Below are 24258 nucleotides of genomic sequence, written 5' to 3'. Positions count from 1 at the left end.
CGCGCGGAACCGAGCAGGCGCCCGGATGGTCGTGGGGTGAAGCTGCAAATCGCGGCCCCGGCGGAAACGCCGGTTCAGGCGGCGCGACGAACTGCTCGTTCCGCCGCAGTCGCTCGATCGGCAGCTGCGGCAGGAAGAGCGAGGCGACCCTCGGCATCGCACGCCTCCAGTTCGAGAGAGAAGGGCGCGCCGTTCCGCTGGCGAACCAGTTCGACCCGCCAGCGCGGACGGCCGACACCCGACCAGGGGAGCGGCGCCGAGGCTGTCGAACCGATACGCCAGCGCGTCATCGCGGCAGACGGCGTCTCCAGCGGGCAGCGACCGCGCGACCTGTGCCGGCGAAACAGCAAAAGTGGCGTTTCGCTGTCCGCGGCGGCAAGCTGCAGCCGTCGGGTCGCGGTCATATCGGCCGAGCTGACTTCGGCGACCACACAGCCGAGTGCGCCATCACGCAATGCGTCCTCTGCAATCGCAAGAATGTCGACATTCCTGCGACCCTGCGCGAAAAATACCTTCGTAGGCGACAGCCCCGCCTGTTCGACACCCGGTGCATACAGGTCGAACGCGGTGACCGCCCACAGCACCTGACGGTCCCGTCCGCCGAACCGGCTGGCAACCCCCGCGAGGAAAAGGGTGGCCGCGGCGTCGTCCCAAAGTTCCGCACTCGCCGCCGCGAATTCATGCAGACCGCCACGCGCCAACCCGCCTCCGGCGAGTCGGTCATCGAGGGACGCGAGGCCGAACGAAAGAACGTCAGTTGGCCTGCAATGCGCGCCGGTGATTTCGGAGCGCAAAGCCTCGAGCCTATCGGCGACGGGCTGGGGCGAGGAATTTTGGGCTACGGACATCGGGAACAAGACTCACACGTTCCCTTTATGTTCCTTATTCATGCGCGTCGCGTCAAGATCGCGAATCTCGGTGGACCATGTCGATGGGCGAGAATCCTCTTGCCGCGCAGCCCTTACCAACTCGCCGCGAAGGCAGGAGCGGCGATGAAGCTTGCGGGCTGCGGCGAGGTGGGCGGTGGGTCGCAGACCCCTTCGACGATATAATTCATCGCGGCCATCAGCCCGCTGCGCGAAAAGGGCTTGGGTATGACACCATGCGCTTCGCAGAAATCGTCGGGTATCTTCTTGGGATTGGCCGTCACAAAGACGATGAAGGCGTCACTCCATCGCTCGCGGATCAGCCGGCAGACGTCGAGGCCGCTTGTGCCTTCGGCAAGCTGAATATCGACAAGCGCAAGGTCGAGCTTCAAATCTCGCCCTAGCTGCTCGACGTCGTACAGCGACGCAGCTTCCGCCACGACGCGATGCCCGGCGTCCTCGAGCATGGCTTCGATATCCATCGCAAGAAGGGCTTCGTCCTCGACCACGAGGATGTCGAGAGGCGGCGATGGACGTTCCATCACGATTGGACCGGAAAGCGCAAGGTTACGCAGGTGCCGGGCGCGAGACAGTCCCATTCGACGCTTGCCCCGATCTGTTTTGAAAGCCTTTTGATGAGCATTGCACCCAAGCCGCCCGCGGGCGGCGCTCCATCAAGACCCGGACCATCGTCGCATATCGTCACGCGAGCCGTCGAACCCTCGCTGCGCGCTGCGATGCTGATCTTTCCCGGCCGCCCGTTGGCAAAACCGTGCTTGATCGCATTGGTAAGAATTTCGTTGAGAATGAGGCCGAGGGCTGCGGCATTTGCGGACCGTATCTCGATAGGCTCGATATCCGTCCCGATTGCTATGTCCGACCGCCCGCTGGCACCGACGACGTCGAGAACGAGATTCTGCGCGAAGGCGCCGACGTCGAAATGCAGGACGTCATCGGATTGATACAGCCGCCTGTGCACCGTCGCGAGCGCATCGACGCGCTCGAGCATCGCTTCGAGTTTACCCGTAACGGCAGGATCGCCGATCGTCCGCGCCTGGAGCCGGAGCAGAGAACCGATCATCGTAAGATTGTTTTTCACGCGGTGATCGACCTCGTGAAGCAGGAGCGTCTTGGCCTCGAGCGCCTGCTGGAGGGCGATGGTCCGGCGCTCCACCTCGCGTTCGACCGCCGCCTTTTGCTCCGCGATCTTCGATTGCTCGAGAATGCGGTCGGTGATGTCGAGCTGGGAGGCGAAGAAGAATTGGATGGCGCCGCTTTCTCCCCTGACCGGGCTTAGATAAAGCGCGTTCCAGAAAGTCGACCCGTCCTTCCTATAGTTGAGCAGTTCGATAGCGACATCCTCGCCGGCGGCGATGGCCTCGTGGATGCGGCGGACCGCCGCCGGATCGGTGTCGGGGCCCTGGAGGAAGCGGCAGTTGCGGCCGATGATCTCCGGCCGCGAATAGCCGGTCAGCGACTGGAAGGCGGCGTTGCAGAAGATGATGGGATTGTCGGGCTTCGCCGGATCGGTGATCACCATCGGCATCCGCGTCGCACGAACCGCTGCTGCGAATGGATCGCCCGAGCCGGCTTCATGCTTGATATCGTCCGTCAGGTGCCAGTCGTCGCGATCGTCCATCTGTTTTCCTCGGAGGCGCAATTCCAGCGCGTCCCTGCCCAAAACATCTTTTGCGCGGGCGCGTTCCAGCCCCTGGCTAAGCGGCCGCCTCTGGCATTATGGCCCGGGCGCCGGAGCGCCCGGGCCGGGGCATCATCAGGCGGCTTCGCGTTCCGGCTCTACGGTGCTCAGCTGCGGATTGGCACCTGCGATCGGAATCTTGCGCGGCTTCATGGCCTCGGGGATCTCGCGTTCCAGCAAGATCGTGAGGAGGCCGTTTGCGAACTCCGCCGAGCGAACCTCGACGAAGTCGGCCAGCTCGAAGCGGCGCTCGAACGGCCGGGCCGCGATCCCGCGATGGAGATAGTCGCCGTTGCCGCGGTCTTCGGTCTTGCGGCCCGTGACGAGGAGTTCACCCTGCTTCGCGACGATCTCGATATCGTCCGGACCGAAGCCTGCGACCGCGAGCGTGATGCGATAGCGGTCGTCGCTGAGCTTCTCCAGATCGAAGGGCGGGTAGTTGTCGCCCGCTTCGGCGCGCATGCGACCTTCAAGAATGTCGAAGAGACGGTCGAAGCCGATGGTGGAGCGGCGATATGCGGTCAGGTCGAAGTCGTTTCTCATTTCCAAATCCTCCTGTTGAAGCAATTTGGGCGTGAGATGCGCCGGTGAGAGCCGGCGCCCTCCTGTCCCAGCCAGGCCCCCGAGGGGCACCCGGCGGTCGAAAAATTAGGAAGGAGATTTCCTTGTTCAAGGGGGACAAAATGAACCTTTGGTCGAAAATATTCTCGCTGAAACAATCCGCCAGGCGAACGGCGTACCAGACGGTTGTGTTGGGGATCCGTCGGCCGGATGAGCAATCCTATTAATCCATATCAGCTCTCATCACGCCTCCTAAGGCATTTTCCGCAAAGAATTTTATCGTCGGTGGCACTTGCCGGGCATTTGGTCGTTCGACGGCAATGCGGGGTCCTGGCGAAGTGCGACGATTAACGGCTCGGCCCTCCCGAAGACGCATCGCGCTGTTGAATCGACTGCTTGAATGCAGCTGGAGCCAGGGCTGGAGCAAGGTGCCCAGCCTGGAGCCGGAAGCTCTTGTGCGGAAGGCGGTGTCTCGCGCGGGAGTCGCGGCCGACATCGATATGGTCGGATGGCGCGACCGGCTTACGATCCTGTGCAGCGATCTCCATGAACATGCGCGGCTCTCTCCGCTCGGACGGACGATAGCGCACGGACAATTGGTCGGCACGCTAGTCAGCCGTTTCCGGGCCCACGCATTACGACGCCGCTACGCCGAGATAGATGAAGTTCCAATCACCGCTCCGATCATCCTTCTGGGACAAATGCGGTCCGGCTCGACGCGCATGCAACGGTTGCTTGCATGCGACCCTTCTCTGGATTCCACCCGCTTTTACGAAAGCTGGAACCCGGTTTCAGCCGGTTGGCCCCTGCTCGGGATGGACGATCGCAAGTTGCGCGGGTGGGCGGGGATGGCCAGCGCCCGGCTGCTCAATCCCGAATTCGATACCATTCATCCGACCGGCTGGAATGTGCCGGACGAGGAGATCGGACTGCACAACCTGTCGATCTTCGGTACGGCCTTCGAGGCGCAGTGGCGCGTGCCCAATTATGCGGCCAAAGTAGAGGAGGGCGACAGCAGGGGCGTCTATAAGGAGTTCCGCCGCTTCCTGCAGATCATCCGATGGTCGCGTCGCGACCGACGCGACCGGCCCTGGGTGTTGAAGGTGCCGCAATTTGCGCAGGATGTCAGCTCGCTCGCCGAAGCATTTCCTGACGCACGCTTCCTCTATCTCGCTCGCGACCCGGCTCAAGTCATCGCCTCGTCGGCGTCCCTGGTGTGCAACCAGATGATGATTCAGTCGAACGAGGTCGATCCGCGCTGGGTCGCCCGGGAATGGTTTCGAAAGGTGATGCTCAGGAGTGAGCGGCTATCCGCGTCCAAAGCCTTGCTCCGCCCGGCGCTCGAGATTGGCTTCGAGGAAGTCGCGAACGACTGGAGGCAACAAATTAAGCGTGTCTATCACATGCTCGGGCGAGACCCACAGCCCCAGGCTCTATTCGCAATGGAACGATACATGCGTGCGTCTGCGGCGCATGGCAAAGGCCATCGCTACGTTCAGCCGGACATCGACCCTTCCGTCCTGGCGAACGTTGGTAGGGCTGCGCTGCAATCGGCATGACCTAAGTGCGATCTACGCCGGGCCTCTGCACCGACATTGCCATGGCCGGCGGGAGCTGGAAACACACGGGCTCCAGCTCTATCCAGCAAGATCGCAGAATGTTTCAGGCCTCCTGCAAGAGCTTCACGGTAGCTCGCAGAAGCTCACCGGATGCCGCGGCCACCAAGCAGCCATCAGCAAAATCATGCTCGCCCCGCCAGTTGCTGACCGCTCCCCCAGCCGCGCGTACGACGGGGATTAGAGCGTTTCGGTCATGTGGTTCGAGACCAGATTCGAGGACGAGATCGATGTCGCCGGTCGCAAGGCGAGCGTAGGCGAAGCCGTCGTGTCCGAAGCGGGTCAACAGCGCTGCCCTGCGCACGCGATCGAACGCATTTCGTTCTTGATCCGAGAAAAGATAGGGATCCGTGGTTGAAATGCGCGCCTGCTCGAGGGTGCGGCAACCACTGGCCTTCGCGATCGCGCGCTGTTCGCCCTTCTGTCGCCAGCAATGGCTGGCCCAGCCGATGAGCCGCTCGCCAAGCATCGGAATGTCGATGACGCCAAGGACCGGCTGTTCCTGCTCGAGCAGAGCGACGAGAATGCTCCAGGAGGGGAGATTGCAGAGAAACGATCGTGTACCGTCGATCGGGTCGAGGCTCCAGCCGTAGGGGCTGCTTCCGGCCACGGCGCCCATTTCCTCCCCGTTAATTCCATGGTCGGGATAATGCCGCTCTATATAGGCGCGCATCGCGGCCTCCGTTTCCCGGTCGGCGCGGGTGACAGGATCGAAGGCGCCGTCGGCCCGCTTGTCGCGCGTCTCCAAAGCCTGCTCGCGCCAGTGGAGCGCGCTGCGCCGCCCGACGTCCGCCAGCCGCTCCGCAAAAGCGGCGAACTCACGAAGGTCGGTCACTTCGATTGGCTTTTCTTAGCATGGCGGATCTGCAGTTCGTGCACCACATCGTCCCAGCCAATGTTGCGTGCTTCGAGAAGGACGGCGACATGATATAGAAGGTCTGCCGCTTCGCTCACACACTCCGCGGCCGTGCCCGCTGCACCCGCGAGCGCGAGCTCGACACCCTCCTCGCCGACCTTCTGGGCAATGCGTTGCGGGCCGGCGGCGAGCAACCGCGCCGTGTAACTCTCCGACCCGGCGACGCGTCCTCGCGCAGCAATGATGCGGGCCAGATCAGCGAGCCAGCCCGGACCGGCATGGGGAGCCGCTGCGAAACAGCTCGCCGTGCCTTCGTGGCAGACCGGCCCGGCCGGCGTCGCCAACACCAGCAAGGCATCGCCGTCGCAATCGCAATAGACGTCGGCCCCGGAGAGGATATTGCCGCTAGTCTCACCCTTCTTCCAAAGTCGAGCCTTGGAGCGGCTCCAGAAGGTGACCTCACGAGTGGCGATCGTCGCCTCGAGGGCTGCGCGGTTCATATAGCCCGTCATCAGCACGCGGCGCGAGCCGCGATCCTGGACTGTCGCCGGCAATAGCCCGTCCATCTTTTTCCAGTCGAGCGCGGCGACCGCGCCCCGGTCTAGCGGCGCATCGGGAGACCGCATGACGCGAGATACTCCTTGAGATTTGGGATCATGATCGACCCGTCATGAAAGACGCTCGCGGCAAGCGCGCCGCTGGCGCCGGCCATGAGTACGTCGCGGAAGTGATCGGGACGTCCCGCGCCGCCAGAGGCGATGACCGGGATATCGACCGCCTCGACCACCTCGCGGCTATGGTCGATATCATAGCCTTGGCGGACGCCGTCGCGCTGCATGCAGTTGAGCACGATTTCCCCCGCACCGCGCGTACTTGCCTCTCTCGCCCAGTCGAGCGTCTCCCGGCCGCCGTCGCGCTCACGCGTCTCGGAGCCGCTATACTGTCGAACGCGCCGCCCATCCGGTGTCGCCAAACTGTCAATGCCGACCACCACGCACTGACGCCCGAAATCGCGGGCTAGTTCGTCGATCAGCGAGGGCCGCTCCAGCGCCGGAGAATTGATCGACACTTTGTCCGCGCCGGCATCGAGACAGGCTGCGGCATCGTCGCGGGTGCGTATTCCGCCGGCGACGGCAAAGGGTATGTCGAGCATGCGCGCGATGGCGCGGATCCATCCCGCGTCCAGCTTGCGTCCATCTGGGCTCGCGGTGATGTCGTAGAAGACCAGCTCGTCCGCGCCCGCGTCGCGATAGCGCGCTGCAAGCGTGAGGATATCGCCAGCATCCCGGTGATCGCGGAAGCGGACGCCTTTGACGACCCGGCCGTTGCGCACGTCTAGACAGGGAATGATCCTATGCGACAGCATCGAGCGCCTCTTCGAGCGAGAAGCGTCCTTCCCAAAGGGCGCGGCCTACGATCACCCCGGCGCTCGACAGACGTCGCAGATCGTCGAGCGAAGAGACGCCGCCGGACGCCTGCACCCGCGCTTCCGGTAACCGCTCTGCGACGTCGTCGAGCAATGTGAGATTGGGGCCCTCAAGCATGCCGTCCCGGCCGATGTCGGTGACGAGAAGATGCACGTCGGGCGGAAATTCCGCGGCGACCTCCCAAAGCGAACGGGCGGCACTTTTCGTCCAGCCAGCGGTCATCACGACGGGATTGCCGCGGACAAGCGAGACGTCGAGCGCGAGCGCCAGCTGCTCGGTGCCGAATTCCTCGAGCCAGCCGCGTACGCGGCGCGGATCGTCTGCCGCCAGGCTTCCGACGACCACCCGTGCCACTCCGGCATCGAGCAGGCGTGCGACCTCGTCGCGGCGGCGGATGCCGCCGCCGACCTGAAGAGCGAGCGACGCGCCGGACCGGACCAGGCGCATGATTGCCTGATGCTGGACCGTCGTGCCGGCATGGGCGCCGTCGAGATCGACGACGTGCGCCCATGTGGCGCCCGCCGCCGCGAAGGCCGCGAGCGCTGCGGCCGGATCGGCCGAATAGGATGTCGCATCGTCGAAGCGGCCCTGCTTCAGGCGCACCACTTCGCCGCGCATCAGGTCCATCGCAGGATAGAGGATCATTGCGACAACCAGGCCTTGAGGAAGCGGGCGCCCGGCTCCGCCGAACGCTCGGGATGGAATTGCGCGCCCCAGACATTGTTGCTGGCGACGAGCGCGGCGATCGTCCGGCCATAAACGACCTCTGCCGTCGTCGCGGCGCTGGCGTCGCAGGCGAAACTGTGCGCGAAATAGAGATGGTCGCCTGCATCGAGGCCGAAGCCGGACTCGGCGCGCGCAAGGCTGTTCCAACCCATGTGCGGGACCGGCAGGCCGCGCGCGCTCTTCAATGCGCGCACGGTGCCGGGCAGGATGCCGAGACAGGCGGTGCCGCCTTCCTCGCTTCGCTCGAAGAGCAATTGCATGCCGAGGCAGATGCCGAGCAGTGGCTGGCGTAACTGTTGGATCACTTCCGCCAGTCCCAGCGCATGGATGCGTGCCATGGCGTAGCCGGCGGCGCCCACCCCGGGCAACACGATGCGGTCGGCGGCCGCGATCGCGCCCGGATCGCAGGTCGTAACCGGCGCCAGGCCGAGACGCTCGAAGCCGGCGCGGACGGACCCGAGGTTGCCGCAGCCGAGATCGACGATCGCAAGCATCACAGGAGGCCCTTGGTGCTGGGGACGCCTCCCGCCTCGCGGCGGATCGCCTGGCGCAGCGCCCGGCCGAGCGCCTTGAAACAGGCTTCGGTCTTGTGATGGTCGTCCTCTCCCGCGACGCGCACATGGACCGTCGCGCGGAGCGCATCGGCGAACGAGCGAAAGACATGCGCGGTCATCATCGTCGGATAGGCGCCGATATGCGTCGCGGCGAAGCTGCCCTCGAACAGGCTGTACGGCCGGCCGGACAGGTCGAGCAGAATTTCGGCGCGCGCTTCGTCCATCGGCAACGAGAAGCCGTAGCGGCCGATACCGCTCCGGTCGCCCAGCGCCTTGGACAGCGCCGATCCGAATGCGATCGCGCAATCCTCGATGCAGTGATGCGCATCGACGTGAAGATCGCCCGTGCAGGTCAGCAGCAGCGAGAAGCCGCCATGGGCTGCGACCTGGTCGAGCATATGGTCGAAGAAGGGGACGCCGGTGTCGATGCGGCGCGGCGCGGCAGCATCCAGGTCGATTGCGACGGCAATGCGGGTTTCGTTGGTGTCGCGCGCGATGTCGGCGCGCCGCGATCCGACCGGACTGTCGCCGATGCCCAGCGCGGCGAGCACCGCGTCATTCTCCGCGCGCGTGCCGATCGTCAGGCGGACACCGCCGGGTGCCGCCGTTTCGCGGAAGCGGGCAAGGATGCCGGCAGCAGCGAAACTTTCCCTGAGCTTCGCGGGATCCTTCGCCTCGAGAAACAGGAAATTGCCGCCGCCGTCGCGAACCCGGTCGAGGCCGGAGGCGCGACGCAGCCGCTCAGCCATGCGCGCGCGTTCTGCGATGATGCGCGCGATGCGATCGGCATGGAGTCTGCGCCGTTCCGGCGCGAGCGCGTCGAGCGCAGCGGCGATGGAAAGGCTCGACAGCGGATAGGGCGGCAAGGCGCGTGCGGCGAGCGCGATCAACGCCCGGCTTCCGATCGCAGCTCCGATCCGTGCCCCGGCGAGGCCAAAGGCCTTGGACAGGGTCCGTAGCACAACGAGATTGGGCCGGCGGACAGCCTCGCGCGCGACGCTCTCGGCACAGGAGAATTCGATATAGGCCTCGTCGACGACGAGAATCGTCTCGGGGAGCGCGTCCGCGATCGCGCACAGGGTGTCGGCAGCGACGATTCCGCCGGTCGGATTGTCGGGCGAGCAGAGGAAGGCGAGTTTGAGGCTAGGCGTCGCGCGTGCGGCAGCGACGAAGCCTTGCGCATCCAGCGCGAAGTCGGGGCCAAGGTAATGCTCGACGACGCGGGCGCCCTGGAGCCGGGCGAAATGCGCATAGGCCGTGAAGGTCGGCGGCGCGATCAGGATCGCATCATCTCCCGGACGGCAGAAGGCGCGGATCAGCATGTCGATCGCATCGTCAGCGCCGCGCGTGACGACGAGCGCGTCGGGATCGACGCCATAGAGGCTCGCCAGCATGGCCTTCAGCCGGGCGGGCTGCGGCTCGGGATAGCGGTTGACGCTGGCGGCGAGCGCAGCGGGTCCCAGCGGCTCGAAGGGATTTTCATTAGCATCGAGCTTGATCGTGTCGCCCGGCACTGCGCGCGGCGGGATGTCGAAATCCCCCAGCGCAACGATTTCTGGCCGCGCGAGCCGTTCGGCGAGGCAGGTCATGCCGCCACCTGTTCGGCGCGCGCCTCGGCGGCGCGCGCATGGGCTTCGAGACCTTCCAGCCGGGCCAGCGCCGCGGCAGGCGCGGCGATCGCGGCGGCGGCGGCGGCATCGATCGACTGGACCGTAATCGCCTTCAGGAAGCTGTGCACCGATATGCCGCTCCAGGCGCGCGCGGCGCCGTCGGTCGGAAGGACATGGCTCGAGCCGGCGAGATAGTCGCCGAACGTCTCGGCGGCATGGCGCCCGACGAAGACCGCTCCGGCGTTGCGCACCCGTTCGAGCAACGGCGCGGGATCGGCCACGGCAAGCGCGAGATGCTCGGGCGCATAGAGATTGGCGATAGTGACGGCCTCGTCGAGATCGCGCGTCAGGAGGATGCGCCCGTTGCGAAGGGCGCTTCGGGCCGTCTCCACGCGCGGCAGCAAGGGCAGCTGGCGCTCCAGTTCGGCTGCGACGCGCGCCGCGACATCCGCGCTATCGGTGGCCAGGAGCACTTGCGCCGCGGCATCATGCTCGGCCTGGCTCAGTAGGTCGGCGGCGATCGTCGCGGGGTCGGCGCCGGCATCGGCGATGACCAGCAATTCGCTCGGGCCTGCCGGAAGGTCGATCGCCGGGCCTCCGGCCATGCTCGCCACCAGCGCCTTCGCCGCGGCGACCCATGCGTTTCCGGGGCCACAGATCTTGTCGACCCGCGGGATGTCGCCAGCGCCGAAGGCGAGCGCTGCGATCGCCTGAGCGCCGCCCACCGTCCAGATCGCGTCGATGCCGCAATACTCTGCGGCAAGGGCGATCGCGGGATCGAGGCCGCCTGTAGCCGGCGGCGCCACGACGACGAGCTCGGGCACGCCTGCCGCGCGCGCTGGAAGCGCCAGCATGAGCAGTGTCGAGAAGAGCGGTGTCGCTCCGCCCGGGATGTAGAGACCGATGCGCTCGATCGGGCGCCAGACCTTGGCGACATTGAGGCCGGGCATCGTTTCGACGGTCACGTCGCGCGGCCGGCAGGCATCATGAAAGGCGGCGATGTTGCGAGCGGCGAGCGCGATCGCGGCTTGATCCTTGTCGGCCAGCTCGCGGCGGGCGGCTTCCGCCGCGGGTCCGACGGCAAGCCGCTGCGGAGGCGTCTCGTCGATGCGGATGGCGATCTCGGCCAGCGCGTCCCATCCTCCGTCGCGGACATCCTCGACGATCGATCGCACGGCGTCACGCAGTCCAGCCTTGCTGCGCTGGGCCGGCCGCACCAGCGCGGCGGCGCGGTCCGCCGCGTCCAACCTCTCCCAGTCCAGGATCTTCACAGCATCATCTTCTCGATGGGAAGGACGAGAATGGCCGATGCGCCATTGGCCTTCAGCTTGTGGAGCGTCTCCCAGAAGACCGACTCCTGGCAGACCGCATGCACCGCGAATTGGCCCGGCCGCGCATGAAGCGGAAGGATGGTGGGTGCCTCGGCGCCGGGAAGCAGCGCGCTGATCGCCGGCAGCGCCGCTTCCGGCGCGTTGAGCATGATATATTTGGACTCCTTGGTGGCGAGGACGCCGCCGATGCGGCGGACGAGGCCGTTCATGGTCTCTTGCCGCGCTTCATCGAGCGCGCCGCGGGTGCGGACCAGTACCGCTTCGCTTTCGAACAATGTCTCGAGCGGCCGAAGCCCGTTCGCCTCGAGCGTCGCGCCGGTCGAGACGAGATCGCAGATGAACGGCGCGATGCCGAGACGCGGTGCGAGTTCGACCGCGCCGTTCATGGTGACCACGGTGGCGGCGATCTGCCGCTGCTCGAGGAAATCGCGCACGATGTGGGGATAGGACGTGGCGATGCGGGCTTCGCCTAGGTCGGCGAGGCCGTGCCAGTCGCTTGTAGCCGCGGCCGCAAGCTTGAGCGCGCAGCGTCCGAAGCCCAGCGGCGAGAGGATCTCGTACCGGCTGTCGCGCTCGGCGAGCTCGAACTCGCGCAAAACATTGCTGCCCACGATCCCGAGCTCGCAAACCCCGTCGGCGACGAAGGTCGGGATGTCATCGTCTCGGACATACATAAGGTCGGCCGGAAAATTCTCGATCCGCGCGGTGAGGGCGTTCTTACCCTCCTGCAGGCGGAGCCCCGCGTCGCGCAGCAGCCGGCGACTCTGCTCGGCGAGCCGGCCCGATTTCTGGATCGCGATGTGCAGGCGACTGTCATCGGTCCGCATCGCGGGCCTCCAGCGCGGCGATGGCATCGCGATAGCCCTGGTGGGGCTCCTGGTTGAGGAACCGGGCCACGCGAACGACCGTGGTTGTGCTGACACCAGTAGCCTCATGGATTTCCCGGTAGGACATGCCTGTGGTGAGCAGTCGCGCGACATGCCAACGCTCGGCCAGGCTGTGCACCTCCGCTGGCGTACAAAGGTCGCGCAGCAGCCGCAGCATCGCTTCCCGGTCCGCCGGGGTGAGCAGGGCGTCGCACAGATCGTCGGTAAGATCCTGCGAAGACTTGACAGAGGACACGAGCAGTCTCGTTTGTTACATCACGATAACACGGTGTCACGGTGTTACAGGCGAGTTTTCGCACATGCAAGCCCCGTCGGCGAAGCCAGGTGGGAGTGGCACACGTCGGACGGCGGCATGGCTGACGCGAACGACGTCAGGTCTCAGGATGGCTGCGCGCGAGCGTCCTGAACGTGATCGACCATCGGCAGGCTGCGATCGGGGCGATGCTATGCTCCCACTCCGTTCGCACAGGGCCGGACAGGCAGTATAGCGAGCGAGGCGGAATCGGCACGGTCGCGCGCTCGAAGCCGCGGACGCTGCGACGGCGGAAGCGGAGCGCCGCTTCGGCGCCGAGCGACACACCGAATATCTCGTCGAAGTCGGGGCGGTCGCGGTGCCACCCGATACCCGCGCCCGGATCGTAGCGCGTGAGGAGGACCTGCGCCAAGGCGTCGGCATCCCGCTTCGCGCGAGCGGCGATGCGAATTCTGAGCGCCGTCAGCCAGTCCGGGAGGGGATTTGCTGGAGCGAGGCGCTGGCGCTCGAAGTCATAGTGCCAGCCGTAAGACGCGGTAAGCCGCTTGCCGAGCCATTGCTGGAAGCGAAACGGTGCCAAGCCGCTCGCGTCGATCTCGCGCTTGAGCGCCTCTTCTTCGCCTTCCTGGATCAAGCCTTCCCACAGCTGGAAGCCGTTGGGGAAGGTGCTCCCGAAAAGGTCGGACTGTTGCGCGGACATGTTGCCGAGATGGTGCGGTCTCTCCAAAGTCCAAGCCAGGCGGCCTCGAACCGATAGGGACGCGTGCATCGGATCGCCGCGACGGGACGTTGAAGCGGCATGACATGGGACGTGAGCGCGGAATGGCAGCCGCTGGCTCTTTATGCGGTGGTCGGCGCATTGTTGCTGGCCCTCCTGTTCCGGCTTCCCTTCATCGGAGGCTTGCTGCGATCGCTGTTTTCGCTGGCGCTGCTCGGTCTATGCCTGTTTCTCCTGCTCCAACAGGCGCCCTTCGATGCCAATCTCTCCAGGCTGACGGCGCCGTTCGGCCTCGACCGGCAGCAAGTCGAGGGCGGAGAGGTTCGGATCCCCTTGTCCGGGGACGGCCACTATTGGGCGAACGTGTCGCTCGACGGCGTCGAGCGGCGCATGCTGATCGACAGCGGTGCCACCGTAACCGCGCTTTCGGAAGCGACCGCACGCGCCATGGCACTTGAGCCCGATGCCGGGCTGCTGCCTGTGGTGATGCAAACCGCAGGAGGCCTCGTCACGGTTCGGACCGCAACCCTGTCGCGGATGCAGCTCGGCCCGATCGAAGCGCGCAACCTCAAGGTCGTCATCAGCCCGGCGCTCGGTGACTTCGACGTCCTCGGCATGAATTTCCTGTCGCGTCTTGCCGGCTGGCGGGTCGAAAATTCGGTGCTGATCCTGACGGGCTCGAACGGGACGGCCGATAGCAACGCCGTGCCTTTCAGCGCCCGATCAGGCGCATGATCAGCATTACGATCCCGGAGACGATCGAGCCGACGACTGCCAGCGACAGGAGGGCTGCTTCGACCCGGATGCCGAGGGAAGAGCGTTCAGGCTCGGGATCGCGGAAGGGCATTTTTCGATGATCTGCGCGAACCACGGTTCGTGCAAGCCTCAAGAATGGAAGCGGCCGGAGCCAGAATTGCGGCAGTGGGGCGACTTCCGGTCAGCCGCAGATAGAGGGGTCGGTGTGCTCGAGCCGCCTGCGTGGCTCGTTGCCTGCCGCCAGCGACCAACGGCGCTAGCCGTCGCGATGGCCGGCGTACCAGTCCGCATAAGGCGTGCCCCCGATCAGCCTTCGATTGAGGTCGGGAGCGCCGTCGCTCCACCAGACAGGACCGCGCTCTCCCAATGAAATCTTGGCCTCGTCGACCGCCGCGCGCGCCGTGCGCTCCTGCTCCGGATCGCCGTTGCGCCGTGCGGCGCCGACTGCGCGTCGGGCCTCCATGAGTTTCGCCACGAGTGTCGCGCGACGGTCTTCGGTAAGCGACGGGTCGGACATCCGCCAGAGCCGGCCGCGCACGACGAAGTAACGGCCATCGGGCGTGACGGGATGACCTTCGTGTCCAACGCGTGTCACCGCTCCCGACTTGTGGTCGCTCAATGCGCCGGTCCGGGGGGCGCCAGCAGCTCTTCCGCCTTGGCCATGATGTTGCACCAGGTCCGGTAACCGCCGGTGTCGCCGCGGTTCAAAAGCGCGTCGGCCCTTTGTGCCGCCTGACAGAGGGCATCCTCGCCGTGCCGCTCCACCATGTGATGCGCACACGCCCAGAGCTCCCAGTCCGAAAGACGGCTCACGCGGTTGCGCGCCGTGTGACCCATGGATCGCTCGTTCGGCGCATGATGATGCTTTCAGCCGGGAAGCAACGCGCCTGGAAGGCGAGCACGTCCTGGAAGCTGCCGCGAAGCCAGGCATCATATTCGTCCCGGCGCAACAGGACCGGCATGCGGTCATGCACGGGGCGGATGGCGTCGTTGCAGTCGGTCATGACACCGGAATAAACCGAGCCCCACTCGGCACTGTCGCGCCACAGGCCCGCCCAGCCGAACAGGGGCTCATCCTGCACGCTGAACCACGTCCTCGTCTTGCTCCCCTTCACGCCTTCCGCCTCGGCGAATTCAGTGACGGGAATGATACAGCGCCATTGCGGCTTACGCGCGAAGCCGATCCACATCGCCTTGTTGAGGTCGGCAATATTGTTGACCGGCTTTGGCTGTGAACCGGGCTTCATCGTCTTGAGCCGGAGCGGAAAGCCCCAGATCATCGATTGAAGGCGACGACTGTCGCCTTCGCCGCGCACGACGAGTCCAGGCTGGCCCGGATATACGTCCGGTCCCGCGTTGCTTGCGACCGGATCGGGAACGCCGAAATGAAGGGCGATTTCAGCGGCGCTTTTCCGGACAGTGTAGAGATTGCACATGGCGCAAGCTTAATCGCGGGTTCCGAAATTCAAAGCCGCGAATGCGCGCTATGCTGCAATCAGCGATCTAGGATGTCGCGAAGACTCCGTCGCGGTGATAGACCGCGGTACGGGTCGGCTCGATCGCTTTGCGATCAGAGCGACGTAGACATCGTGGATTCGGATATCCGCGCACGGCTTCGAACCTGTCGCCGCGTCAGCACAGTCCCCGCGCTCTCAGACTCGTCCAGCCCGCGCGCGCGACGATGACGTGATCGACGAGGCGCAGGTCGAACGTTCGCGCCGCCTCCACGAGTGCGCAGGTCGCTTCGATGTCGGCGCGGCTGGGCTCCGGATCGCCACTCGGATGATTGTGAACGAGGATCAATCCGGTGGCAGCGCAGTCGAGGGCGCGCTGCAGGATCGCACGGATCGGAAGGTGGGCGCTATCTACCGCGCCCCACGCAATGACGCCCTCGTCGATCAGCCGGTTGTCGGCCGCGAGAAATAGGACGCAAAGCGTCTCGACCGTTCGAAAGCCGGCTTCGAGCTTCAGATATTGGGCGAGCGCCTCGCTGCTGCCGATGATCGGGCGGGAGAGTGCCTCATGCCGGAGGGCATGGCGATGGATCGTGGCGCAGAGGTCGAGAACGTCCTGCGCACGGCCTTCGGTCACGACCGCTGCGCGCGCATGAGCCGAGGCGGCGAGCGTTGCTCCCAGCGATCCGAAGCGGCGGAGGAGATCATGCGCAAGCTTCGACGCTTCGGATCGGGCTGCAGGCGCCAGCAGGCAGGTCAGAAGACGGGCCGCTTCCGCCCGATCCGCGTCACGATCGCAATCAGGACAAGCTGCGGATAGCTCCAGACTGCCATGACGAAGCCATAACCGTTGCGCATCATATCGGGGTCCGCGAAGCGCGCGCCGTGCGCGAGGACGGCGAGCAATTGCAGGGCGCTCAGCCATAGCGGCCAGTAGCGTTCACTGCGCAGGGCGACCGCAACGAACAGCGCGAACATGGCGAGATCGACGGCGAGGATCGCCGGCTCGACCGCGGCATAGCGCGTGGCCAGCGGCGAATTGACCGCCCAGGTCGCGACGCAACCGGTGAACATGATCAGCGCCGCGGCGCGTTCTTCGCGGGCGCCGCGCGCCAGCGCATAACCGCAGCAGGCGAGGAGCAGCACGAGAAAGATCACCATCCGCACCAAGCGAGGCAAGCATTGCCGGTCTCATCCCGTCAATACCGCTCAAGCGGCCTCGCTGTCGCTGGCCAATCTTGGCCCGAGGATCTTCCAGGAATCGGGGCATTCGGAAAGGTCGCCGGCAGCAAGTTCGCGCAGATCGAGCCCGGCCAGACCCTCATGGGCATCGATGACCAGTTCGCGCGCTCGAGCGGAGCAGGCGATAGCTTCGATGAGCTTGCCGACCGCGTCCCGGCCGGTGCGTGCCGGCACGCCGGCCGCGACGCGGCTTTCGAGCAATTCGGCCGTCAGCCGCGCCTTTGCGGCGAGCGCCGCGTCGGAGAGGCCTTCGGTCGATTTGATTTCCTCGGCGATCCGCCGCGCGGAAGCTATGATGGCATTGGACATGCGTTTCTCCCTTGCGCCGGCGCGCCGACGCCTTGTTGATGGTGTTGCGGGAAGCTCAGCCGGCGGCGCGCAGAAGATGACCGACGATGCGCACGATCCCCCACGCGATGGACACCAGGGCGCCAAGTGCCGCTGCCAGTCCGACCGCGATCGCGCCGATCCACATCAGCCTCGCCCTTGCGCTCAACCGGTTCGGCTCGCCTGGCCAGCTCGGCAGCGGCCAGCGTTGCCTGTCGCCTCGCGCAAGTCGATACGGCGCCCTTTCTTCTCTCACCTCCCATGGCGCGCCGACCCGTTCCTCCCGCCTTGGGAATGCGGGAGGCGCGCCGTCCGGGGCAAGCGGCGGCGGGTCGCATACAACGCGCTTGTAGTCGGCATAGTCTTCCAGCTCTTCGAGCAGCCGCGCTGCTTCGATGCTGGTCGCAACGCCGAGCACGCGGCGCGCGGCGCGCAGGCGTTCGTTGACCGCGAAATGGCTGATGCCGATCTCGCGCGCGATTTCCTTGGCGGACTTGCGGGTGCGGAAGCGGCGCAGCACCTCGCGCTGCGCGTCGGTGAGGCGGCGGATGCGATCCACGTCCGATGTCATGGCATCGGTCTCGGCGGTCCGACGTGGGCCTCCGTGCACAGATGCCGACGTGCGATGAGCCTCCGAGTCATGCGGGGCAATCATGCGCTGCGCGGGCGCCCAAGGCTAGCTCACAGAAGCCGGCGCCATCCCGTCCGCACGAAGTCGCGTGCATCGCGCGCCAGCCGCTGGGCGCGGAGGCGCAGGGCAGGATCCTCAGTGCGCCAGTTCGAAGGCGCCACGCGCGCGATCAGATGCTGGGCGATCTGGCGCTGGGTGGCACCGAAAGCGAGCGCGTCATGAGCCCTGAGCAGGAGTACCCATCTTCTGGCGCGGGCTTCCGCCGGAAATAACGCGCCGGTGAATGTGCCGGTGCTGGCGAAGCGAAGCCAGCGCTGGAGCGTCGCAAGCGGCGCTTTCGCGCTCGTGAGCCCGGCGATGCGATAGCCGATCCTGACGGGCCATGGTCCGGCGCGGGACGCGCTGAGGTCGAGCCGAAGCGCGTGGAGGCCGTCGGTGAAAAGAATATGGCGAACGCCGTGGCTGGCATGAACCGCGGCAGCGCCCGACCAGAGTGCTGGCGCGATATGATCGCTGGGATCATCGCAAGCGGGGAGGACGGTTGCTTCGAGAACGTGCGGATGGGCCTCGCGCCTCCAGAGCGGCGCCGCGGCTTGAAAGGCGAGCGATGGCGGCGCCGGGCAAACCAGCCCCCATCGTTCTGCCATGCCGCTCGCCCCGGCTTCGAACTCAGCGCGATAGGCGGCGTTGCGGCGGAGACCCTCCCAGGCGAAGACGGAGCGGCCGGCTCCGAGGAGATGGGCATAGGCGTCCGCATCCTGCCAGCAAGGCGCAGTGGGCGGCATCGCCGACCGCCCGGCCTAGCGGGACGCGGGATCCACCATATTCGCCATCGCATCCCGCTCCTTCCGTGACGAAGGATGGCGGCGGCTGGCACTATGGGACTATCCGCCCATTCGGGGGGATTGCTGCGGGAAGGGAATGACATGGTCGCGCAGCGCGCAGACGACAAGCTGCGCCCTGGTCGCGACGTCGTAGGCTGCGCGCGCGCGCTTCACATAGCCATGCACGGTCTCGGCGCTCAGCCCGAGGATCACGCCGATCTCCCAGTCCGATTTACCCTCCGCAATCAGCCGCACGCATTGCCGTTCGCGGCGCGAAAGCCGCGGCGGGGCAGTCCGGTCGAGCAGCCGGAGCGCTGCGCCGAAGGCGTGGACCGCGATACTTTGCGCCGCATGCCGATGATGGGCTTCGAGCATCACACCGCGCGCGCCGACGAAACTGCATGAGGCGACCGGCTCACCAGCCGCGTGAAGTGGAACGGTGATGCCATTCTGCATCCCGAACGCGCGCCCTCGGGCGAGCAGGCGGCGGTCCGCATCGGTCATCGCCACTAGGCGCGCGACGCTTCCCCATGAGAAAGCACAGGGCGTCCGCGCACAGGCGCGGTGGATCGGGTCGCCACGGACGGCGAGCCGCTCGAGCTCCTGAAGCCAGTCTTCGGGGTAGGTGTGCAATCGTATCAGTCCCGGACGGTCCTCGCGGCTGGCAGCATGATGGAGGAGCGCAAAGTATCGGAAACCGAGTTTGGACGTAGCCGCGCCCAGCAGCCGGCCAAGACTTCGAAAACTGTCGCAGCGCCCGGCGCGGGCCGCAAAGCGATCGGTCAGGCGGGCGTTTCGAGTGGACATTCGCGCGGAACAGTTGCGTGCCCGGCGGCATGCCATTTGTGCCTTGCAGTATAGTAATCGATATATGTCCGATACGGATTCATAAATATTCCCTATGAAAGGCGATGCTTTGGGTAGATCGAACTATGCTCTCCAAAGTAACGCGAACGCTATAAACGTGATACTCGCTATAAATATTTAATTTTTCTGGTAGGTTAGCCTTTTCAGGCGTCGACGGGGCCGTTTGAGACACGGCGAAGCGCGGCAGAATGGAAAGGCGACTGCGGGAATTTGCGGCTTGGATCGCATTTTCCGCGGGCGACGGGAGCGCTGTTCAGGGAATTCGACAGGATCGACGTCTTCACGCGTGAAATCGCCGCCTTGCGAAAGGATGAGGACCTTGCCCACGCACTTACGGAAATCGCGAGGGACATGGGGTTTCGCTATTTTGCCTTGACGCACCATCTTGACGTGAAAGTCGCCGCTTCGCCAAACGTTCGGTTGCACAATTACCCGCCTGACTGGGTGCGCTATTTCGACGACAATGCGCTCGGCCCTTCCGATCCGGTCCATCGCGCGACCCATATGACGAGCGTCGGTTTCCCCTGGTCCGAGCTCTCCCGCCTCATCCCGCTCTCCGCTCGCGACGAGGACATACTCGAGCGTGCCGCGGCGAGAGGTGTGGGCGAGGGCTTCACGGTGCCGGTGCACGTGCCGGGCGAAGCGCATGGTTCCTGTTCCTTCGCCACGGCGCACGGCCAGGCGCTCGACGCAGGTCAGTTTGCGGCGGCGCAACTCGTCGGGGCCTTCGCGTTCGAAGCGGCGCGGCGGATCGCCTGTATGCGGCGGCCCCTCGCCGAGCGCCCGATGCTGACCGACCGGCAACGCGATTGCGTGCTCTGGGCGGCGCGCGGCAAATCCGATTGGGAGATCGCTCAGATCCTCGGGGTCAGTCACGAGACCGTCATCCGGCATCTCAAGCTCGCCCGCGAGCGCTACGACGTGTCGCGCCGATCGCAGCTGATGGCGCATGCGCTATATGACGGCGCGATCGGGTTCGCTGACATTTTCGACCGGTAATCAATGCCCATTTCTGGGAATAGCGCGCCGTCCCGGACGGCGCGACGCTCACGGCCTTCCCGCAAGGAGGTTGCCGATGACCATGTCGACGCTCAGGGGGCACGCACCGATCGGCGGGCTTCTTCTCCACACCATGTTCGAGGCACGAAAGCGCGTCTTCGTCGACCTGCTCGGCTGGGACGTGCCGGTGATCGCCGGCCGCTACGAGATCGATCAGTTCGACGACGATCATGCGACTTATGTCATTGTCGGCGATGACGATGGCCGGCATCGCGCCTCAGCGCGGCTGCTGCCGACTACGCGGCCGCACATCCTTGGCAGCTTGTTTCCCCAGCTTTGCATCGGCGATCCGCCCCGCGGCGAGGATATCGTCGAGATCACGCGTTTCTGCCTCGATCGCTCGCTGGTGGCGTCACAACGCCGCGCCGCGCGCAATTGTCTGGTGGCGGGGCTTGCGAACCACGCACTCGAGCTCGGCATTCGCTATTATGTCGGTGTCGCCGAGATCGGGTGGCTGGAGCAGATCGTCGCGTTCGGCTGGCAGTGCCGGCCGCTCGGCTTTCCTGCCAAGTGCGGATCGCATATCCTGGCGGCGGTCGAGATCGAGATCTGCGCCGAGACCCCGGCGTTGCTCGCCGCCAACGGCATCGCGTCGGACGATGCCCCCGACGCGCTTGCGGCGTGACGCGGACATGACGACCGCCCCTCGCAACAGCTCGGCAATCGCCGCCGCGTTGCGCCGCGACGGCTTCTGCATCGTCCGGCGCGCAGTGAGCCCGGCCCTGGTCGCGAAAGTCGATCGCGCGCTGGCTCGAGACTTCGAGGCGACGGCCTTTTCGCGCGGCCCGTTCTACGGCGAGCGGACGAAGCGCTTTGGCGGTCTGCTCGCCCGCTCGCGCCACTGCGCTCGCCTTGTCCTCCAGGATGTGATCCTGGCGGCGGTCGAGGAACTGCTCTTGCCCTGGTGCGATAGCGTGCAGCTCAACCTGACGCAGGCGGTGGCGCTTCACCCGGGCGCGCTGGCACAGGCTCCGCATCGCGACCAAGACATGTGGCGCGGTACGATCGGCGAGGTCGAATATCTGGTCAACGTCATGTGGCCGTTCACTCGCTACGACGCCGACAACGGCGCGACTTTGGTCTGGCCGGAAAGTCATGGCGCCGCAGCCCTTGCGGCCGAGCCTGCCGGCGATCCGCTGGTGGCGACGATGGAGCCTGGCGATGCGTTGGTTTTCCTGGGATCTGCGCTGCATGGCGGTGGCGCCAATCGCAGCGATGCGGTCCGCCGCGGCGCGATCATCTCTTATTGTCTCGGCTGGCTGAAACCCTACGAAAATCAGTGGCTGGTCTATCCGCCCGACGTCGCGCGCGATTTCTCGCCGGAGCTCGCCGCGCTGGTCGGCTATCGCCAGCACCGGCCCAATCTCGGCAATGTCGAAGGCCGCTGTCCGTCGCTCCTTCTCCAGGAAAGAATGGAATGGGCGGGCGCCGAGGACGCGTTGCGACCGGATCAGGCGGAGATGGTGGCGGCGCATGCGGCCGAGCAGCGCGCGGCACAGAGATGAGTCCCGGGGCAATCTTCGAGCGGGTATATCTCGCGCTTCGCGACGAGCTCCGCTCGGGCCGGCACCCGCCCGGCGCGCATCTCGAACCGGCAGCGCTGGCAGATGCGCTCAATGCCAGTATCACGCCGGTGCGCGACGCGCTGCATCGCCTGGTGGGTGAGCGTCTCGTCGAAGCGCCGCGCGGTGACGGCTTTCGAACGCCGATGATCACCGAAATGGGACTGCGCCACCTTTATGACTGGATCGCCGCGCTCCTGAGGTCGGCGATACCGCACGGTGGTCTGACGGCGGATGATCCAGGCGCCGGCGGACCTGAAACGCCGGCAGACTGGCTGCGCGCCATAGCTGCCGTCGCCGCCAATCCCGAGCAGCGTGCCGCGATCGAGCAGCTGCTCGATCGACTTGCACCCTATGCGCCGGCGGAACGAAACGTCCTCGGGACGGCCGACGAAGCAGAGGCGCAGACGTGGCGGGACGCGGCGGTCGCGGTATCGCCCGTGCCGCTCAGGCGGGCGATCGCGGAACATTTCCGAAGGCGCCGCCGCGCGGCGCACCTTGTTGTCGCGGCGCTGCACGCGCTGGCGAGCGACCCGCCCTGACGAAGCCCAGTTTTGCGGATGGGACGGCCCACCGTTCAGATTTACGCTCGGCAGGTTTGGGTGAATACCGAAAGAAGAACCATCGCTTGGCGGGACTGCGTCAAGAAAGCACGCCCGGTCCATTCATATCCGGGATCGTCAACACAGCCTGTTCCAGGGCGGCGTGGAAAAAGCAGGGCACCTTCCGGCCCTTCTCGTATCGATAATCGAGGAGCATCCATCCAAGGTCGCGGTTAGCGAGGCCCGGCGGCACGGTTGGCGTTATGTCCAAGCCTGTTGCATCCACAAGGGTAGCGGGAAATTCCATCGCACCGAGATGTGGAGGGCGAAAGAAGCGTTGCTGGCGCAGCCTCCGGTGAAACATGTCGATGTGCTTGCCGGCGGCAGCGGTCGGTTCTTCGTCCTCGCCGATGTCGAGATGCGCCTCGATGAGATACTCCACATCTTCGAGCCACACGGCAGCGCTACCGCGTTCAAACATTTCGCGACCCCGCACCGCGATCGGCCGGCGCACGGCGATGCTCGACACGCGCCAGTGGATGCCGGGTTTCCAGTGAACCGCTTCGAGCAGGCCTCGCGCCGCGCTGGCTGTCATCACATCATAGGTGACACGTGCGGTTCGGAATTCAGGGCGCGCGAAGCAGGCCCGCGGTCCGGTGGCGAGGAGTTTTATCGGCATCGTCGAACCACACTATGCGGCCAGGCAGCGTCGCAACACCGGGCGGCAGACGAAAATGCCCGCCGGGCAGCTCGACCGCCGATCATTGCGACCCTCGCCCAGTCCAGTACCGATCCCACCGAGCCGCGAACCCTGAGCGTGCCATCGCCGTGCTGAGGTCGCCGGCCGTGGAATTGGAGCACCATGCGGCCGTTCTATCGCCCTTGCCCGATCCTGCCGAGCGGCAGACGAGCGTCTCGCCGGAGACGAGAATATGGCCCGTCGGCGCGCGGCCGACCGGCTTTCCGATGAGGCGGACGAGATAGTCGCGCGCGCGGATCGGGTCGGCGGCAGGGCAGGGATGTCCTTTCTTGCAGCTGCCGTCCATTTCGCGCGCGGCGATGCCCGACAGTCGGATCTTCGGACCTTCCGCGCACCATATCGGACCGTCGCCGTCCCACACATGCGTCGGCGTGCAAGCAAAGGCGAGCCCGGCGGCGATTACTTCGGCGAACATGTTTGCTTAATCTCCCCTCACGCGATGTCTCAAGGTCCGGCGAGAGCGTTTGGGCAAAGGACCTCTCGCCTTAATTGCCTTGCACGGTCGATATTTAAACTAGATTGTGAAGTGGTCCAGTTCGCGGCACTCGACATATGAACCGGTGTGTAGGCTGGCAGTCATATTATCTGCATATCGATGCAAAATTATTTCGGTATATCGAATCTTTGTTTGCATCCTGGTTTTGCTGCCCAAAGCAGCGAAAGGAGAGAATGCGATGAAGATCATGTATAGGCCGGCGCCATCCCGTGCCCTCGGTTCCGTCAGCCGTGCGACCAAGGGGTCTGGCGGCATGATGCCGGAGGCGAGCGGGCTCTGGTATCGCGCCGGGGTGACCGCCGACTGAGCGACGGGCAGGCGGGGCGCGCGGCGCGCGTCCCGCCTGCTCCAACAATCGCCAAATATCATCCGTATAAGTTTCGTGCTTCCGGATGCCGCACCTAGCCTTCTTCGAGCCGCCGCATCGATGCGGCGTGCCAAGCAAGGAGAAGATGCGATGAAAAAGAACAGCAACGCCCGCGCCGTGCCGCTCGGCGTCGTCACCACCGACACGCGTGGTGGCCCCATCGGCGTGTTCGAGGAAACCGGGCTCAAGGCGCAGAGCGGCATTTCGGCCGACTGAGCAGCCGGCGCGCGGGGCGATGCGCCGCCCCGCGCGCCACGCCATCGCTGA

34 protein-coding genes are annotated in these 24258 nt (G+C 65.6%); 8 read left to right on the top strand and 26 right to left on the bottom strand.

What is annotated here, in order from left to right; genetic code table 11:
• Positions 1–74 precede the first annotated feature (74 nt).
• From B9N75_RS00595 to B9N75_RS00580, 4 genes are all read right to left on the bottom strand, one after another.
• Complete coding sequence (locus B9N75_RS00595) at positions 75–794, bottom strand: ImuA family protein (protein ID WP_244552378.1); 720 nt, start codon at positions 792–794, stop codon at positions 75–77.
• Between the two features lie 167 nt (positions 795–961).
• Entirely contained in the window at positions 962–1375 is a 414-nt protein-coding gene (locus B9N75_RS00590; RefSeq protein WP_244552377.1) for a response regulator, read from the bottom strand.
• A 32-nt stretch (positions 1376–1407) separates the two neighbouring features.
• Positions 1408–2505 carry a PAS domain-containing protein gene (locus tag B9N75_RS14390; protein WP_085217042.1) on the bottom strand — a complete coding sequence of 366 codons (1098 nt, stop codon included), beginning with the start codon at positions 2503–2505 and terminating at the stop codon, positions 1408–1410.
• 135 nt (positions 2506–2640) lie between these two features.
• Positions 2641–3108, bottom strand: a complete 468-nt coding sequence (locus B9N75_RS00580; RefSeq protein WP_085217041.1) for an Hsp20 family protein — start codon at positions 3106–3108, stop codon at positions 2641–2643.
• 401 nt (positions 3109–3509) lie between these two features.
• Here B9N75_RS00580 and B9N75_RS00575 point away from each other — a divergent pair, with 401 nt between their 5' ends.
• The gene (locus tag B9N75_RS00575; protein ID WP_172840770.1) at positions 3510–4685 is read left to right on the top strand and encodes a sulfotransferase family protein; all 1176 of its coding nucleotides are present in this window, start codon (positions 3510–3512) and stop codon (positions 4683–4685) included.
• A gap of 103 nt (positions 4686–4788) precedes the next feature.
• Here B9N75_RS00575 and B9N75_RS00570 read toward each other — a convergent pair whose 3' ends face one another.
• From B9N75_RS00570 to B9N75_RS00525, 10 genes are all read right to left on the bottom strand, one after another.
• A complete protein-coding gene (locus B9N75_RS00570; RefSeq protein ID WP_172840769.1) occupies positions 4789–5577 on the bottom strand; it encodes an inositol monophosphatase family protein in 789 nt (262 codons plus the stop codon).
• The gene (hisIE, locus tag B9N75_RS00565) at positions 5574–6224 is read right to left on the bottom strand and encodes a bifunctional phosphoribosyl-AMP cyclohydrolase/phosphoribosyl-ATP diphosphatase HisIE (protein WP_085217038.1); all 651 of its coding nucleotides are present in this window, start codon (positions 6222–6224) and stop codon (positions 5574–5576) included. Before hisIE ends, B9N75_RS00570 begins: the two co-directional genes overlap by 4 nt.
• Entirely contained in the window at positions 6200–6964 is a 765-nt protein-coding gene (gene hisF / locus B9N75_RS00560; RefSeq protein WP_085217037.1) for an imidazole glycerol phosphate synthase subunit HisF, read from the bottom strand. The genes hisIE and hisF overlap by 25 nt, the downstream gene beginning before the upstream one ends.
• The gene (locus B9N75_RS00555; protein WP_085217036.1) at positions 6951–7670 is read right to left on the bottom strand and encodes a 1-(5-phosphoribosyl)-5-[(5-phosphoribosylamino)methylideneamino]imidazole-4-carboxamide isomerase; all 720 of its coding nucleotides are present in this window, start codon (positions 7668–7670) and stop codon (positions 6951–6953) included. The genes hisF and B9N75_RS00555 overlap by 14 nt, the downstream gene beginning before the upstream one ends.
• Complete coding sequence (gene hisH / locus B9N75_RS00550; RefSeq protein ID WP_085217035.1) at positions 7667–8245, bottom strand: imidazole glycerol phosphate synthase subunit HisH; 579 nt, start codon at positions 8243–8245, stop codon at positions 7667–7669. Before hisH ends, B9N75_RS00555 begins: the two co-directional genes overlap by 4 nt.
• Positions 8245–9894, bottom strand: coding sequence for a histidinol-phosphate transaminase (gene hisC / locus B9N75_RS00545; protein ID WP_085217034.1), 1650 nt, complete (start codon positions 9892–9894; stop codon positions 8245–8247). Before hisC ends, hisH begins: the two co-directional genes overlap by 1 nt.
• Entirely contained in the window at positions 9891–11186 is a 1296-nt protein-coding gene (gene hisD / locus B9N75_RS00540; RefSeq protein WP_085217033.1) for a histidinol dehydrogenase, read from the bottom strand. Before hisD ends, hisC begins: the two co-directional genes overlap by 4 nt.
• Positions 11183–12073, bottom strand: a complete 891-nt coding sequence (gene hisG / locus B9N75_RS00535) for an ATP phosphoribosyltransferase (RefSeq protein WP_085217032.1) — start codon at positions 12071–12073, stop codon at positions 11183–11185. Before hisG ends, hisD begins: the two co-directional genes overlap by 4 nt.
• A complete protein-coding gene (locus B9N75_RS00530; RefSeq protein ID WP_085217031.1) occupies positions 12060–12368 on the bottom strand; it encodes a YerC/YecD family TrpR-related protein in 309 nt (102 codons plus the stop codon). The genes hisG and B9N75_RS00530 overlap by 14 nt, the downstream gene beginning before the upstream one ends.
• A 136-nt stretch (positions 12369–12504) precedes the next feature.
• Entirely contained in the window at positions 12505–13086 is a 582-nt protein-coding gene (locus tag B9N75_RS00525; RefSeq protein ID WP_085217030.1) for an alpha-ketoglutarate-dependent dioxygenase AlkB, read from the bottom strand.
• 99 nt (positions 13087–13185) lie between these two features.
• On the opposite strand from B9N75_RS00525, the gene B9N75_RS00520 reads away from it, so the two are divergent.
• A complete protein-coding gene (locus tag B9N75_RS00520; RefSeq protein WP_085217029.1) occupies positions 13186–13839 on the top strand; it encodes a retropepsin-like aspartic protease family protein in 654 nt (217 codons plus the stop codon).
• Here the strand turns inward: B9N75_RS00520 and B9N75_RS14385 are convergent.
• The 10 genes from B9N75_RS14385 to B9N75_RS00480 all read right to left on the bottom strand — a co-directional run bounded on the left by B9N75_RS14385 (position 13817) and on the right by B9N75_RS00480 (position 19181).
• Positions 13817–13951, bottom strand: a complete 135-nt coding sequence (locus B9N75_RS14385; protein WP_280173575.1) for a hypothetical protein — start codon at positions 13949–13951, stop codon at positions 13817–13819. The genes B9N75_RS00520 and B9N75_RS14385 overlap by 23 nt on opposite strands.
• Positions 13952–14116: 165 nt before the next feature.
• A complete protein-coding gene (locus tag B9N75_RS00515; RefSeq protein ID WP_085219319.1) occupies positions 14117–14377 on the bottom strand; it encodes a hypothetical protein in 261 nt (86 codons plus the stop codon).
• A 98-nt stretch (positions 14378–14475) separates the two neighbouring features.
• A complete protein-coding gene (locus B9N75_RS00510) occupies positions 14476–14673 on the bottom strand; it encodes a hypothetical protein (RefSeq protein WP_244552375.1) in 198 nt (65 codons plus the stop codon).
• Positions 14670–15296 (bottom strand): SOS response-associated peptidase, encoded by a 627-nt coding sequence (locus B9N75_RS00505; protein WP_085217027.1) that lies wholly within the window; start codon positions 15294–15296, stop codon positions 14670–14672. The genes B9N75_RS00510 and B9N75_RS00505 overlap by 4 nt, the downstream gene beginning before the upstream one ends.
• 196 nt (positions 15297–15492) lie before the next feature.
• Positions 15493–15951: a JAB domain-containing protein gene (locus B9N75_RS14155; RefSeq protein ID WP_172840768.1), complete on the bottom strand. Its 459-nt coding sequence runs from the start codon at positions 15949–15951 to the stop codon at positions 15493–15495.
• A 119-nt stretch (positions 15952–16070) separates the two neighbouring features.
• On the bottom strand, positions 16071–16475 hold the full coding sequence (locus B9N75_RS14150; RefSeq protein WP_172840767.1) for a hypothetical protein: 405 nt from the start codon (positions 16473–16475) through the stop codon (positions 16071–16073).
• Between the two features lie 48 nt (positions 16476–16523).
• Entirely contained in the window at positions 16524–16865 is a 342-nt protein-coding gene (locus B9N75_RS00495; RefSeq protein WP_085217025.1) for an SDR family oxidoreductase, read from the bottom strand.
• 55 nt (positions 16866–16920) lie between these two features.
• Positions 16921–17454 (bottom strand): helix-turn-helix domain-containing protein, encoded by a 534-nt coding sequence (locus B9N75_RS00490; RefSeq protein WP_157123618.1) that lies wholly within the window; start codon positions 17452–17454, stop codon positions 16921–16923.
• Between the two features lie 110 nt (positions 17455–17564).
• A complete protein-coding gene (locus B9N75_RS00485; RefSeq protein WP_085217023.1) occupies positions 17565–18299 on the bottom strand; it encodes a DNA -binding domain-containing protein in 735 nt (244 codons plus the stop codon).
• Positions 18300–18398: 99 nt separating this feature from the next.
• Positions 18399–19181, bottom strand: a complete 783-nt coding sequence (locus tag B9N75_RS00480) for a helix-turn-helix transcriptional regulator (protein ID WP_085217022.1) — start codon at positions 19179–19181, stop codon at positions 18399–18401.
• A 234-nt stretch (positions 19182–19415) separates the two neighbouring features.
• Here B9N75_RS00480 and B9N75_RS00475 point away from each other — a divergent pair, with 234 nt between their 5' ends.
• From B9N75_RS00475 to B9N75_RS00460, 4 genes are all read left to right on the top strand, one after another.
• Positions 19416–20204: a LuxR family transcriptional regulator gene (locus B9N75_RS00475; RefSeq protein ID WP_425292402.1), complete on the top strand. Its 789-nt coding sequence runs from the start codon at positions 19416–19418 to the stop codon at positions 20202–20204.
• 76 nt (positions 20205–20280) lie between these two features.
• The gene (locus tag B9N75_RS00470) at positions 20281–20889 is read left to right on the top strand and encodes an acyl-homoserine-lactone synthase (RefSeq protein WP_085217020.1); all 609 of its coding nucleotides are present in this window, start codon (positions 20281–20283) and stop codon (positions 20887–20889) included.
• 7 nt (positions 20890–20896) lie between these two features.
• A complete protein-coding gene (locus tag B9N75_RS00465) occupies positions 20897–21769 on the top strand; it encodes a phytanoyl-CoA dioxygenase family protein (protein WP_085217019.1) in 873 nt (290 codons plus the stop codon).
• Entirely contained in the window at positions 21766–22368 is a 603-nt protein-coding gene (locus B9N75_RS00460) for a GntR family transcriptional regulator (protein ID WP_172840766.1), read from the top strand. The genes B9N75_RS00465 and B9N75_RS00460 overlap by 4 nt, the downstream gene beginning before the upstream one ends.
• Before the next feature lie 100 nt (positions 22369–22468).
• On the opposite strand, the gene cas5c is transcribed toward B9N75_RS00460, so the two are convergent.
• Complete coding sequence (gene cas5c / locus B9N75_RS00455) at positions 22469–23047, bottom strand: type I-C CRISPR-associated protein Cas5c (RefSeq protein ID WP_085217017.1); 579 nt, start codon at positions 23045–23047, stop codon at positions 22469–22471.
• Positions 23048–23129: 82 nt separating this feature from the next.
• A complete protein-coding gene (locus B9N75_RS00450) occupies positions 23130–23543 on the bottom strand; it encodes a hypothetical protein (protein ID WP_085217016.1) in 414 nt (137 codons plus the stop codon).
• Between the two features lie 259 nt (positions 23544–23802).
• Between B9N75_RS00450 and B9N75_RS14380 the strand changes: the two genes are divergently transcribed.
• On the top strand, positions 23803–23931 hold the full coding sequence (locus B9N75_RS14380; RefSeq protein ID WP_280173573.1) for a hypothetical protein: 129 nt from the start codon (positions 23803–23805) through the stop codon (positions 23929–23931).
• Between the two features lie 150 nt (positions 23932–24081).
• Positions 24082–24207, top strand: coding sequence for a hypothetical protein (locus B9N75_RS14375; protein WP_280173572.1), 126 nt, complete (start codon positions 24082–24084; stop codon positions 24205–24207).
• The last annotated feature ends 51 nt before the right edge of the window (positions 24208–24258 follow it).

Origin of the sequence: Allosphingosinicella indica (genome assembly GCF_900177405.1) — a bacterium.
Taxonomy (GTDB): Bacteria; Pseudomonadota; Alphaproteobacteria; order Sphingomonadales; family Sphingomonadaceae; genus Allosphingosinicella; species Allosphingosinicella indica.
Note: the sequence above shows the minus strand (reverse complement) of the source record. Positions and strands in the feature narration are given on the sequence as shown.